This window comes from Bacillus sp. 7884-1 (genome assembly GCF_002272245.1).
Taxonomy (GTDB): domain Bacteria; phylum Bacillota; class Bacilli; order Bacillales; family Cytobacillaceae; genus Neobacillus.
In genome coordinates this window covers 1-12,890 of sequence record NZ_NPDD01000093.1, presented here as the reverse complement: position 1 = coordinate 12,890, position 12,890 = coordinate 1, and the positions used below count along the sequence as shown (strand labels likewise).

Genomic DNA, 12,890 nt, shown 5'->3' with positions numbered 1-12,890 from the left:
AAATGACAGCAAGTGTAAAAACTAAAATCGATGCTTTTTTTCTCACAAATTCACAAGGCAGCATGGAAAGCTATCAACATGTAATGAACCAGGCGATGGAAACGCTGAAATCAGCTGTTCTTGGAAATGCTCCATTCAGCGGTGCTTCTCCTCAGCTTGTTAAGGAGGTACTTGAAGCTCAATTTCCTGAGTTCCTCCCTGAAGCTGCCGGCAGTCCTAGGGAGGTTTTTCACAAGCTATCATCTGCGGTTGCTGACCATGCCGTCTCTGTCCATCATCCGTTATGTGCAGCACATCTACACTGTCCGCCGATGCTTCCTGGTTTAGCAGCTGAAGTGCTGATTTCAGGATTGAATCTTTCTATGGACTCCTGGGACCAAAGTGGCGCTGCAACCATGGTGGAGCAGATGGTCATGGATGGGCTTTGCACCCTTTTCGGTCTTCATAAAGGCGACGGGGTCATGACGAGTGGAGGAACACAATCCAATTTAATGGGCCTTCTTCTTGCAAGAGAGCGTGCAGCTTTAAAGCTATGGAACTGGGATATTAAGAAGCAGGGTCTCCCTGTAGAACACCACCTTCTTAAAATTCTCTGCTCGGATGCAGCCCATTTTTCCGTACAGCAGGCAGCCTCTGTTTTAGGACTTGGAGAAGAAGCCGTCATTCCTGTAAAAACAGATGCAGCCCACAGGATGTGCATGAACGATTTAGAAGAAAAGCTGAAGCAGCTTAAAAAAGAAGGGAAGATTCCTTTTGCTCTAATCGCCACAGCAGGCACAACCGATTTTGGAGCTATCGATCCCCTAGAAAAAATGAGTCAGGCCGCTAAGCAATACGATCTTTGGTTCCATGTGGATGCAGCGTATGGGGGAGGTCTCATGATGTCAGATCAGCACAAACACAAACTGAAAGGCATTGATGAGGCGGACTCCATCACCGTTGATTTTCACAAAATGTTTTACCAGCCAATCAGCTGCGGGGCGTTTCTGGTAAATGACCGCAGCTCGTTTTCCTATATGAAGCGGCACGCAGATTACCTCAACCCAGAGGAAGATGACGAAGAAGAGGTGCCGAATCTTGTAGGAAAATCCCTGCAGACAACAAGAAGATTTGATGCGTTAAAACCCTTCCTATCCTTTCAGCTGATAAGCAGGAGCGACTGGTCAGAAATCATCCGTCGCACCCTTTCCCTCGCAAAGGATGCCTATAAAATGCTTGAACATGACAGTTCATTTACGGTTATGCATAAACCTGAGCTGAGCACGGTTGTTTTCAGGTATACAGGGGACGGCATGCTTACAGAGGATGCCGTCAATCTTCTAAACTACCGGATTCGGGACAGGTTGCTTGCAAATGGAGAAGCGGTCATTGCCCGTACAAAGGTAAAAGGACTTGCTTGCCTGAAATTTACTCTATTAAATCCTCTCGCAGAAGCAGAGGATCTGTCAAAACTGATCCAGAGAATAAAAGAAATCGGACAAAATGAATGGAGGAGGCTTCAGAATGAACAGGGAAGAGGCTAGAAAACGTGCAGAGCATGCTACGCTGCAAAGCTATTTAAATTGTTATATCCGTGAGACAGGAAAAGGCTCTTTAACAGAGGATATTCCACTAGAGCTTAAACATGCCCATTCTGGCAAATGGATGCAGCTTTCGCTTAAAAATAAATCTGCTTTATATATACCTTTAGCTTATTATTCAGAAACTGGACGCCACTTAGTTGGACCAGCAGTGTATATGGGTTCTGAAAAACTGGATTTCATGGACTGCATTGATGTGACGTTAATAGACTTGAATGCTGGTCAACCGGATGAAAAAAAGAATGAGCTGCTTAACCGCATTTCCCAGAGCTGCAGGCTGATGACAGCATTTATTGAAAACCGATCTGGTGAAGAAGACGAGCTGTATGGCACAGACTTTGATTTCCTTGCAGCAGAGCAGTCACTTTTATTTGGACACCTCCTTCATCCTGCGCCAAAAAGCAGGGAAGGGATGAATGAAGAGGAAATCAGATCCTTTTCACCAGAATTAAAAGGATCCTTTCCACTGCATTATTTCAGAGCTCCTGCTGACCTTGTTTATTCTAAATCCCTGCTTCCGCATTCAGCCATTCAGCAAATCAAGCAAATGGTCCTTGATGATCCGGAAATAACAAATGAGTTCAAAAACAAGTATGCAAAAGAGGACGGGCACGCGCTGCTTCCGCTGCATCCGTGGCAAGCAAAATATGTCCTTCAAGATCAGGAGATTAAGAGTCTTGCAGAAGCGGGTGTTATTGAGGACCTTGGACAGCATGGGCGTTCTTACTTTGCCACCTCCTCACTGAGAACAGTATTTCATCCTAATGTGCCATTTATGCTGAAGTTTTCATTGAACATAAAAATTACGAACTCAGTGCGGGCAAATTTAATGAAGGAACTAGAACGAGGTGCAGAGGTAAAAGAACTGATGAAAGCCGGCCTCGGGAAGGAAATTTCAGATGAGTTTCCGCAGTTCAGGTTTGTTCACGATCCTGCATTTCTCACCTTGAAGCTGGAGGACAGGAAAGAATCCGGGTTTGAAGTCATCCTTCGCGATAACCCGTTTTATCAGGAAAATGTCGATCAAACAACTGCCATTGTCTCTTTATGCCAAGATGGACTGAAAAGAGGAACATCAAGACTTTCAAGCATAATCCGCGGCATAGCAGTAAAAGAAAACCGCACCACTAGCGAAATCAGTACGGACTGGCTAAAGCGTTACTTGGAGATCTCCCTAAAACCGATTCTCTGGCTTTATTATGAGAAGGGGATCGCACTTGAGGCTCATCAGCAAAACAGCATTGTTCAGTTGAATGACGGATATCCTGAGCGATTTTTTTACCGTGATAATCAAGGGTTTTACTTCTGTGAATCAAAGAAGAGCTTACTTGAGTCATTTCTTCCTGAAGTTGGACAGAAAAGCGAAACCTTCTGTTCAGATGCAGTAGCAGATGAGCGACTGCGCTACTATTTCTTTTTCAATCATTTATTCGGTATTGTGAATGCGTTCGGAACGGCTGGACTGGCAGACGAACGCATGCTTCTAAAGATCATCCAGGAAGAATTGGAAGCCTATACTGTTCCAGTTGGACATCCTTCTCAGCTTATAAAAAGCTTCCTGGAACGCGAGAAACTGCCTTGCAAGGCCAATCTCATGACACGATTCCACGACTTAGATGAGCTTGTAGGTCCCCTTGAAACTCAGTCTGTGTATGTGGATGTTCCAAATCCGCTGTTAAAAGAGGAGGCCGTCCCTTCATTATGATTCAACAAGAAACAAATGCAGTGATTACGTTCCGCAAGGTTGATTTTGACAAGGATGCGGTCTTGCTTCATCAGTGGCACCATGAGCCGCACGTCATTCCTTTTTGGCACCAGAACTTTCCGTTCAGCCAGTATGCAAAGCACTTAAAGGGTTTACTTTCCGACAGGCATCAAACCTTATGGATCGGCATGATGAACGAGCAAGAGATGAGCTACTGGGAAACATATTGGGCAAAAGACGATATCATCGGCCGCTATTATGATGCAGAACCATTTGATCAGGGAGTTCATCTGCTCATTGGAGACCCCTCTTATTTAGGAAAAGGCTTGGCAGAGCCTATGCTTCAGAACATCATGAATCAGATGTTTTCTGACAGCAGGACAGCGAGGATTGTTGCAGAACCTGACAGCCGCAACGCTAAAATGATTCACGTGTTTAAGAAGTGCGGGTTTGTCCCGCAAAAAGAGCTTAACCTTCCTGATAAACAAGCACTGTTTTTGATCTGCACAAGAGAAGATTTTGAAAGGAGGCTTACAAGTGATTTATGACGTGATTGGTGTCGGGCTTGGTCCGTTTAATCTGGGTATGGCTGCCCTTATAGATGAAACAGGCGAAATGGACGCTTTGTTTTTTGATCAAAAACCGGAGTTTGCCTGGCATGAAGGATTATTAATCGAAGGAACGACTCTTCAGGTTCCTTTTATGGCTGATGCCGTTACAATGGTGAATCCGGCGAGCAAATACAGCTTTTTGAATTATTTGCATCACCAGGAACGGCTGTACCACTTCTATTTTCTCGAATCGTTCCATATACCCCGCAGAGAATATAACCATTACCTTCAATGGGTCTCAAAGCAGCTGTCATCATGCCGGTTCAGCAAAAGAGTCATTGATGCAGCTGAGCATGCGGTTGGCTATGAAGTGAGTGTAGAGGATGTTTTGACAGGACATGTGGAGACTTATTACGCGAAGCATGTGGTTCTGGGAATGGGAAGTGCCCCGAATATGCCGGAATGGACGGCGGCAGGTAGCCAGAATCTCTATCATTCTTCTGAGTTTTTGCAAAGAAGGAATGAAGCACTGGGAGAGACAGTTACAGTAATCGGCTCAGGGCAAAGTGCAGCAGAGGTTTTCCTTGAGCTTTTAAAAGAGCAGGTAACCGCGGGATATAAGTTGAATTGGCTGACACGAACAGACGGTTTTTTTCCTATGGAATATTCCAAGCTCGGACTTGAACATTTTTCACCTGATTACACGGATTATTTTTACCGCTTGCCTCAAAGCCTGAAGGATGAAGTTGTGCCAAAGCAGGATCCTCTTTATAAGGGAATAAGCGCAGATACGATTGCAGACATTTACGATCTTTTATATGAAAGAACGATCGCCGGACAAAAGCCGGACGTACAGCTCCTTGCCAAAACGGCGGTTAAAGATATCTCTGAATATGGCGGCGGTCTGGAGCTCGACTGTTATCACTGGGAGGAGGGTGAATCGTTTAAGGTTGAAACAGATACCGTTATCGCTGCAACAGGATACAAAACCCTCTGGCCCAAAGCATTCAGCTGCCTGGCTCATTCGATGAAATGGGACGAAGCAGGACGCCCAGTTATTTCGAGAAACTATCAGGCCGAAATGCATGAGACAAGAGCTGAGCACAAGGTGTTTATTCAAAACGGCGAGCTTCATACCCATGGGGTTGGAGCGCCTGATCTGGGGCTAGGCGCTTATCGGAATGCCGTAATCATAAATTCGATTGCCGGTAAAACGATTTTTGAGATACCGGAAAAAAATGTCTTTCAGCACTTTGGGATTCAGCATCTTGCCCGGAAGAAACAAACCGTATAGGAGAGTGAATGAAATGGAAACGAACGTGAAAAAAAGGCACTGGGAAATAGCAAACAAACGACTGCTTGCCAAAATGATTGCAGAGTTTTTATATGAAGACATGATTTCAGCAGAGAAAACAGATGGTCTTTATCACCTTTCATTAAACGGCGGGACGATGTACAGATTCCAGGCGGAAGAACGGCTTATGGACAGCTACTGGATAGACCCTGACTCCATTCAGATAAAAACAGGTGGTGAATGGGCGAATGCTAAAAGCGCAGTTGCTTTTCTGCTTGAGCTGCAAAAGGAAATCGGGATCAAACCATTTACTGCCGCTTATCTGATTGAAGAATATAAACGGACGCTGCTTGCAGATGCCCATATCATGGCCAGCAAGGAAAATCAGCGAACTGAGTCCCTCCTTGAAATCGATTATGCTGAGCTTGAAGGGGAAATGACCGGTCATCCATGGATTACATATAACAAAGGAAGAATCGGATTTTCCTATTCGGATTACCTACAGTATGCGCCGGAACAGAAGAAGGAGGTAAAGCTAGACTGGATAGCTGTTTCAAAAGAGAAGGGGAGCTTTCATTCAATTGAAGAAGTAGATTATGAAGATTTACTGAAAAGCGAGCTGGGTGATTCCCTTTGGGTAACGTTTCAGAAGGTTCTGCATGAGGAAGGGATTCAGCCTGAGGACTATTTCTTCATGCCTGTTCATGAATGGCAGTGGAATCATGTCCTGGTACCGCTTTTTTCAGAAGAGCTGTTTGAAAAGCGCATCGTTTATCTTGGAAAAGGAGAGGATGTGTACCTGCCACAGCAATCCATCAGAACGTTCGTGAACATGAAAGATAAGATGAAACATCATGTAAAGCTTCCCATGAGCATTCTGAATACACTCGTTTATCGCGGCCTGCCGTCTGAGCGGGTGGTGCTTGCACCGGAAATCACGCAGCATATTCAGGGAATCCGGGATCGTGACTCATTCTTGCGTGAAACCTGCAGAGTTGTGCTCCCTGGAGAAATAGCAAGCATGAACTACGCTCATCCAGATTACACAAACCTGCAAGGGGCTCCATATCAATTCCTTGAGATGCTCGGTGTCATCTGGAGAGAAAGTATTTATTCGTTCCTGGAGGAAGGAGAGCAGGCGATAACCCTGGCTGCGCTTTTATATGTTGGGGAGGACGGAGAATCCTATGCGCTTGAACTTGCCAAAAAGGCTGGCATCAACGCAAAAGAGTGGACAAAACAGCTTTTTGATGTGGTGCTTCCGCCTCTTCTACACTACTTATATCAATATGGAACTGTTTTTTCGCCGCACGGTCAGAATACCGTTGTCATTTTAAAGGACAGTAAACCGCAACGTCTCGCCGTTAAAGATTTTGTGGATGATGTGAACATCAGTGATCAGCCGCTGTCCGAGCTGGAAAACATCTCAGCAGAGTTGAAAAATGTGCTAAGAAGCGAGGCTCCAGAAGGACTCTGTCAATTTATCTTTACCGGATTGTTCGTATGCCACTTCCGCTATCTAGCAGACATTCTTCATCGGAGCAGGGAGCTTAATGAAGCTGTTTTCTGGAACATGCTAAGGGAGACGATTCTTTCTTATCAGGCGCAATTCCCTGAACTGAAAGAACGATTTGAGCTGTTTGATCTGCTGAGACCATCCTTTAAAAAACTTTGCCTCAACCGGAACCGGATGATTGAATATGGATATGGCGATGGCGATGACCGTCCTCATGCTACAGAATTTGGAAGAGTAAAAAACCCGCTGGCTACTGGAAAGCCTGCGGTGGTTTAAAAAAGTTAGGGTGACAGCATTCAAAAGATGTTGCCACCCTTTTTCAGCGGTGATTTTTTGTATCGTGAAATAGTAAACATATATTATTATTCCAATTGTTTAAAGAGTCTGATTATATTATAATAAATGGGAAGGGGAAAATTTTACAATAGTACAGAAGGAGGGTTACTATGTATGATTCTAAACCATGGCTCACGTCTTACCCGGAAGAAATTCCTGCAGAACTGGAATTTCGAAAAGAACCTGTTCAGCAGTATTTAGTAGATGCGGCTAAAAGTTTTCCTGAAAAAACTGCTATCCATTTTATGGGGAAGGAAATGACGTATAAAGAGCTTTACCACGAAGCATTGTCTTTTGCCAGTTATCTTCAGCAAATTGGTATTGCAAAAGGTGACAGAGTTGCGATTATGCTTGCTAATACACCACAATCAGTCATAAGTTATTTTGGGATCTTATTGGCTGGGGGAATTGTGGTTCAAACCAATCCGTTATATACCGAACGTGAACTCGAATACCAAATGAAGGACTCTGGAGCTAAGGCGATCATCACACTTGACATCCTCTATCCTCGCGCTTCTAAGGTGATGCCGCAAACAGATTTGCAGCATATAATTGTAACCGCTATCAAAGACTACCTGCCATTTCCCAAAAATTTAGTTTATCCTTTTATCCAGAAAAAGCAATATGGAATTGTCGTAAATGTTAAACATGAAGGCAACACCCACTTGTTTAAAGAAATCGTAAAAATAAAGCCTAAAAAATTTGTAGAATATGATTTTGATTTTGAAGAGGATGTTGCCCTGCTCCAATATACAGGCGGTACAACCGGTTCTCCTAAAGGGGTTATGCTGACTCATCGAAATTTAGTGGCTAACGCTTCCATGTGTACAGCCTGGCTATATAAATCAAAACCGGGTGAAGAATCAGTCCTTGGCATTGTACCGTTTTTCCACGTCTATGGTATGACCATTATCATGATATTATCGGTCATGCAGGCGTATAAGATGATTATATTACCTAAGTTTGATGCTCTAACTACTTTAAAAACGATTCAAAAACAACGGCCTACCCTGTTTCCTGGAGCACCAACCATTTATATCGGTCTATTAAATCATCCTGATTTGAAAAAATACGATTTATCGTCGATTGATTCATGTCTCAGCGGCTCTGCGCCACTCCCTATTGAAGTTCAAGAGGAGTTTGAAGCGGTCACAGGCGGGAAACTCGTTGAAGGTTATGGATTAACAGAATCCTCTCCGGTTACCCATTCCAATTTCTTATGGGATCGTGAGCGGGTAAAAGGCAGTATTGGCGTACCATGGCCGAATACAGAGGTAAGAATTATCTCAATGGATACTGGTGAATTAATGCCAGTGTGTGAAATTGGAGAAATTATCATTAAAGGTCCGCAAGTGATGAAAGGCTATTGGAATCGTCCGGAAGCAACGGAGGAAACCATTCAGGATGGCTGGTTATACACGGGTGACCTTGGCTATATGGACGATAAAGGATATTTTTATGTAGTAGATAGAAAGAAGGACATGATTATTGCAGGAGGGTTTAATATATATCCAAGAGAAATCGAAGAAGTATTGTATGAGCACCCAGATGTTTTAGAAGCGGTAGCTGCAGGAATACCAGACCCATACCGTGGTGAAACCGTTAAAGCATATGTTGTGTTAAAAGAAGGTTCAGAGATTACCTCAGATGATTTGAATCAATATGCTAGAAAATATTTAGCGGCCTATAAGGCACCAAGATTATATGAATTTAGAGAAGAATTGCCGAAAACAGCAGTAGGAAAGATATTAAGAAGAACACTTGTAGAAGAAGAAATGATAAAAATAGAGGAAGAAAACAAAAAACATGCCTAATAGCTGCACTTCTTTTTTTTGTATTATAGTGCTTGTCTATATGGAAATAGTAAAGTAATATAAAAATGTCTTTATATTTCTTGACAGAAATACAAGTAATATCTATTATAAAAATATGAATGAATAATCATTCATATTTTCTTTTTGTAAAAAAACTTCTTCAAGAGGAGGGAGAAACAATGAAAAAAAACAAGCCAAAATACATGCAAATCATTGATGCAGCGGTAATTGCTATAGCAGATGTTGGTTATCATCAGGCACAGGTTTCGAAAATTGCCAAGCAGGCTGGTGTCGCTGATGGCACCATTTATCTTTATTTTAAAAACAAAGAAGACATTCTCATCTCACTCTTTGAAGAAAAAATGGGAAGCTTTATTGAAAAAATAGATGAAATGATAGCAGGAAAAGAGACGGCGGCGGCGAAGTTATATATGATGATTGAAGCTCATTTCAAAAACCTGTCTGATGACCATCACATGGCAATCGTAACCCAGCTTGAATTACGACAGTCAAATAAGGAATTGCGTTTAAGAATAAACAATGTTCTAAAAGGCTATTTACAAGTGATAGATAAAATCATCATTGAAGGAAAAGAAACGGGAGAGTTTTCAAGTGACCTCGATGTCCGTCTTGCCAGGCAGATGATTTTCGGCACGATGGATGAAACCGTTACAACCTGGGTTTTGAATGAGGAAAAGTATGATTTAGTTGCACTCGCTAAACCGGTCCATCAGCTATTGATTAAAGGCTGTGGAAATCATTAATTTTCGAGTGTACGAGGAGGAGGGATTCTTATTGGAAAACTTAAAATGGTCTAGTCAAGACGGAGTTGCGACAATTACCATCGTGCGTCCACCGGCAAATGCCCTCTCACAAGGACTTCTAAGGGAACTGTCGGTTGTTTTAGACGAAATTGAACCGAATCGTGAAATTAAGGTGATTGTCATTCATGGGGAAGGGCGCTTCTTCTCAGCGGGTGCTGATATTAAGGAATTTACCACCGTTTCTTCTTCTGAAGGATTCGCGAATCTTGGTACATATGGGCAAGATTTGTTTGACCGAATGGAGAAATTCCCTAAACCAATCATTGCCGCTATTCATGGTGCGGCGTTAGGCGGCGGTTTAGAGCTGGCAATGGCTTGTCATATCCGTTTAGTGGGTGAAAATTCTAAGCTGGGCCTTCCAGAACTGCAGCTTGGATTAATCCCTGGATTTGCTGGAACACAGCGACTTCCTAAATATGTTGGCGTTGCGCGTGCAGCAGAAATGCTGTTTACGTCTGAGCCAATCACAGGATTGGAAGCGGTTCAATTTGGCTTAGCGAACCATGCTTATCCGGAAAATGAAGTTTTCGATCAAGCACTTAAATTGGCAGGTAAGATTGCCAAGAAAAGTTTTGATTCATTAAAAGCGACAATTCAATTATTAAACTATGCAAAAAATCAAGAGTTTTACGAAGGTTCTAAAAAAGAGGCAGAATTGTTTGGAGAAATATTTGTTTCGAGTGATGCAAAAGAAGGAATTCAGGCATTTATTGAAAAGCGAGAGCCTCATTTTAAAGGGTGAGTGACTTTTATCGAAGAACGATAGAAGTTCATAATAAATTTTTTTACTATAAATTTTCTTAATCTTTGAAACAGAAAAAATGTTTGCATTATAGGAGGGAAATCATGAACATTTATGTACTTTTGAAAAGAACGTTTGATACAGAAGAAAAGATTACGATCTCCGGCGGAAAGATCAATGAGGATGGTGCCGAATTTATCATTAATCCTTACGATGAATATGCAGTGGAAGAAGCAATCCAAGTCCGCGACGCTAATGGCGGTGAAGTAACGGTTATTTCAGTTGGTACAGAAGAATCTGAAAAGCAATTACGCACAGCACTCGCTATGGGTGCCGACAAAGCGGTATTAATTAATACAGAAGACGATGTGGAAAATGGCGATCAATTTACTACATCAAAAATCATTGCTGAATATCTAAAAGATAAAGAAGCAGACCTTATTATCGGTGGAAATGTAGCGATTGATGGCGGATCTGGTCAGGTAGCTCCGCGTGTTGCTGAATTGCTTAACATTCCATATGTTACAACGATTACGAAGCTTGAAATCGATGGAACAATTGTAACGGTTACACGAGACGTTGAAGGTGATTCTGAAGTCATCGAAACTAGCCTGCCTTTATTGGTTACTGCTCAACAAGGTTTGAACGAGCCTCGTTATCCATCACTGCCAGGTATTATGAAGGCAAAGAAAAAGCCGTTGGATGAATTGGAATTAGACGATCTTGATTTAGAAGAAGACGATGTTGAAGCAAAAACTAAAACCATTGAAATTTACTTACCGCCTAAAAAAGAAGCTGGAAAAGTCTTATCTGGAGAATTAAATTATCAGGTAAAAGAACTTGTTCAACTTCTTCATACAGAAGCAAAAGTAGTTTAATCGAACTTACTTACACGTAAACGTTCAGAATGTAGAATTCTGATAAGACAAAAATGATTCGCAGGAGGGTAAAGGAATGACTAGAAAAGTATTAGTATTAGGGGAAACGCGTGACAGTTCTTTACGAAATGTATCATTCGAAGCAATTGCTGCAGCAAAGACAGTAGCAGAAGGCGGAGAAGTGGTAGCTGTTTTAATCGGAGAAAATGTTAGCGCTTTAGGAACAGAGTTAATTCAATACGGTGCTGACCGCGTGGTTGTTGTAGAGGATGCAAAGTTAAAGCAATATACATCTGATGGTTTTGCGCAAAGCTTGCTTGCTGTCATTGAAAAGGAAATCCCAGAAGGTTTAATTTTAGGACATACTTCCCTTGGAAAGGACCTTTCACCAAGAATTGCTGCGAAGCTGGCATCTGGGTTAATTTCTGATGCAACTTCTGTTGAAGTAGCAGGTGGAAATGTTGTCTTTACAAGACCAATCTATTCTGGTAAAGCATTTGAAAAGAAAATCGTAACAGACGGGTTACTATTTGCAACAGTAAGACCTAATAATATTGCACCTCTTGAAAAGGATGAGAGCAGAACGGGTGAAGTTGCTTCCCTTTCCGTTGAAATTAAAGACCTACGTGCCATTATTAAAGAAGTGGTTAGAAAAGCAACTGAAGGTGTAGATTTAAGTGAAGCAAAAGTCGTTATTTCAGGCGGACGCGGTGTGAAGAGTGCAGAAGGCTTTGAACCACTTAAAGAATTAGCGAATGTTTTAGGCGGTGCAGTTGGTGCTTCTCGTGGTGCTTGTGACGCTGACTACTGTGACTACTCCTTACAAATTGGTCAAACGGGTAAAGTTGTAACACCTGACCTATACATTGCTTGCGGTATTTCTGGAGCAATCCAGCACTTAGCAGGTATGTCTAACTCTAAGGTAATTGTGGCGATTAACAAAGATCCAGAAGCAAATATCTTTAAAGTAGCAGATTACGGAATTGTTGGTGACCTATTTGAAGTTGTACCACTTTTAACAGAAGAGTTTAAAAAGTTAAAGGTTCACTCATAATATTAGAGCGAGCAGTGGAAACCTGCTCGCTTTTTCTCATATAATAAGCCAGAATACTTACTGTATTTTAGGGGAAATTATTGCGAGACAGATTATTAGCATGATGGTTTAAACAATGCTATACTTTCGTTGTATTTAGTATTCATTAGGAGGCAAAATAAATGGCTATTTCAAATGTAACAGATGCAAATTTCTCTGCTGAAACAGGCTCTGGCCTTGTACTTGCAGATTTCTGGGCTCCATGGTGTGGACCTTGTAAAATGATCGCTCCCGTTCTTGAGGAAATTGACTCAGAAATGGGCGACAAAGTAAAAATCGTAAAATTAGATGTAGACGATAACCAAGAAACTGCTGCTAAATACGGCGTTATGAGCATCCCTACACTTCTAGTTTTCAAAAATGGCGAAGTAGTTGACAAAGTTGTCGGCTTCCAGCCTAAAGATGCTTTAGCAGGTGTATTAGAAAAGCACGTATAAGCATAGATGACCTTAGCTAGAACTTCTAGCTAAGGTTTTTTATTTTTGGGGGAGGCTGTGTTAATCTGGTCTGTTGGTTTGCGCTCCACTAAGGAAAGCTTCTTTGAATAAGCTTCGCAG

11 protein-coding genes are annotated in these 12,890 nt (G+C 42.2%); all 11 read left to right on the top strand.

The features are described 5' to 3' along the window. The first annotated feature begins 2 nt into the window (after positions 1 to 2). The gene (locus CHI06_RS12355) at positions 3 to 1,523 is read left to right on the top strand and encodes a pyridoxal phosphate-dependent decarboxylase family protein (protein WP_095248857.1); all 1,521 of its coding nucleotides are present in this window, start codon (positions 3 to 5) and stop codon (positions 1,521 to 1,523) included. Next, on the top strand, positions 1,504 to 3,285 hold the full coding sequence (locus CHI06_RS12350) for an IucA/IucC family protein (protein WP_095248856.1): 1,782 nt from the start codon (positions 1,504 to 1,506) through the stop codon (positions 3,283 to 3,285). The genes CHI06_RS12355 and CHI06_RS12350 overlap by 20 nt, the downstream gene beginning before the upstream one ends. After that, on the top strand, positions 3,282 to 3,833 hold the full coding sequence (locus CHI06_RS12345) for a GNAT family N-acetyltransferase (RefSeq protein ID WP_095248855.1): 552 nt from the start codon (positions 3,282 to 3,284) through the stop codon (positions 3,831 to 3,833). The genes CHI06_RS12350 and CHI06_RS12345 overlap by 4 nt, the downstream gene beginning before the upstream one ends. A 37-nt stretch (positions 3,834 to 3,870) precedes the next feature. After that, positions 3,871 to 5,130: a lysine N(6)-hydroxylase/L-ornithine N(5)-oxygenase family protein gene (locus CHI06_RS12340; protein WP_095248871.1), complete on the top strand. Its 1,260-nt coding sequence runs from the start codon at positions 3,871 to 3,873 to the stop codon at positions 5,128 to 5,130. A gap of 13 nt (positions 5,131 to 5,143) precedes the next feature. Further along, entirely contained in the window at positions 5,144 to 6,922 is a 1,779-nt protein-coding gene (locus CHI06_RS12335; RefSeq protein ID WP_142300955.1) for an IucA/IucC family protein, read from the top strand. A gap of 170 nt (positions 6,923 to 7,092) precedes the next feature. Beyond that, on the top strand, positions 7,093 to 8,796 hold the full coding sequence (locus tag CHI06_RS12330; RefSeq protein ID WP_095248854.1) for a long-chain-fatty-acid--CoA ligase: 1,704 nt from the start codon (positions 7,093 to 7,095) through the stop codon (positions 8,794 to 8,796). 179 nt (positions 8,797 to 8,975) lie between these two features. After that, positions 8,976 to 9,560, top strand: coding sequence for a TetR/AcrR family transcriptional regulator (locus CHI06_RS12325; protein WP_095248853.1), 585 nt, complete (start codon positions 8,976 to 8,978; stop codon positions 9,558 to 9,560). 31 nt (positions 9,561 to 9,591) lie between these two features. Beyond that, entirely contained in the window at positions 9,592 to 10,362 is a 771-nt protein-coding gene (locus CHI06_RS12320; protein WP_095248852.1) for an enoyl-CoA hydratase, read from the top strand. Positions 10,363 to 10,466: 104 nt separating this feature from the next. Then, entirely contained in the window at positions 10,467 to 11,240 is a 774-nt protein-coding gene (locus CHI06_RS12315) for an electron transfer flavoprotein subunit beta/FixA family protein (protein ID WP_095248851.1), read from the top strand. Between the two features lie 76 nt (positions 11,241 to 11,316). Continuing rightward, complete coding sequence (locus tag CHI06_RS12310) at positions 11,317 to 12,294, top strand: electron transfer flavoprotein subunit alpha/FixB family protein (protein ID WP_095248850.1); 978 nt, start codon at positions 11,317 to 11,319, stop codon at positions 12,292 to 12,294. Between the two features lie 161 nt (positions 12,295 to 12,455). Next, positions 12,456 to 12,770 carry a thioredoxin gene (trxA, locus tag CHI06_RS12305; protein ID WP_095248849.1) on the top strand — a complete coding sequence of 105 codons (315 nt, stop codon included), beginning with the start codon at positions 12,456 to 12,458 and terminating at the stop codon, positions 12,768 to 12,770. The last annotated feature ends 120 nt before the right edge of the window (positions 12,771 to 12,890 follow it).

Bases quoted from the DNA above. Each gene is read 5' to 3' on its own strand.
- CHI06_RS12355 (WP_095248857.1), top strand. From the start codon at position 3: ATGACAGCAAGTGTAAAAACTAAAATCGATGCTTTTTTTCTCACAAAT.
- CHI06_RS12350 (WP_095248856.1), top strand. From the start codon at position 1,504: ATGAACAGGGAAGAGGCTAGAAAACGTGCAGAGCATGCTACGCTGCAA.
- CHI06_RS12345 (WP_095248855.1), top strand. From the start codon at position 3,282: ATGATTCAACAAGAAACAAATGCAGTGATTACGTTCCGCAAGGTTGAT.
- CHI06_RS12340 (WP_095248871.1), top strand. From the start codon at position 3,871: ATGGCTGCCCTTATAGATGAAACAGGCGAAATGGACGCTTTGTTTTTT.
- CHI06_RS12335 (WP_142300955.1), top strand. From the start codon at position 5,144: ATGGAAACGAACGTGAAAAAAAGGCACTGGGAAATAGCAAACAAACGA.
- CHI06_RS12330 (WP_095248854.1), top strand. From the start codon at position 7,093: ATGTATGATTCTAAACCATGGCTCACGTCTTACCCGGAAGAAATTCCT.
- CHI06_RS12325 (WP_095248853.1), top strand. From the start codon at position 8,976: ATGAAAAAAAACAAGCCAAAATACATGCAAATCATTGATGCAGCGGTA.
- CHI06_RS12315 (WP_095248851.1), top strand. From the start codon at position 10,467: ATGAACATTTATGTACTTTTGAAAAGAACGTTTGATACAGAAGAAAAG.
- CHI06_RS12310 (WP_095248850.1), top strand. From the start codon at position 11,317: ATGACTAGAAAAGTATTAGTATTAGGGGAAACGCGTGACAGTTCTTTA.
- trxA (WP_095248849.1), top strand. From the start codon at position 12,456: ATGGCTATTTCAAATGTAACAGATGCAAATTTCTCTGCTGAAACAGGC.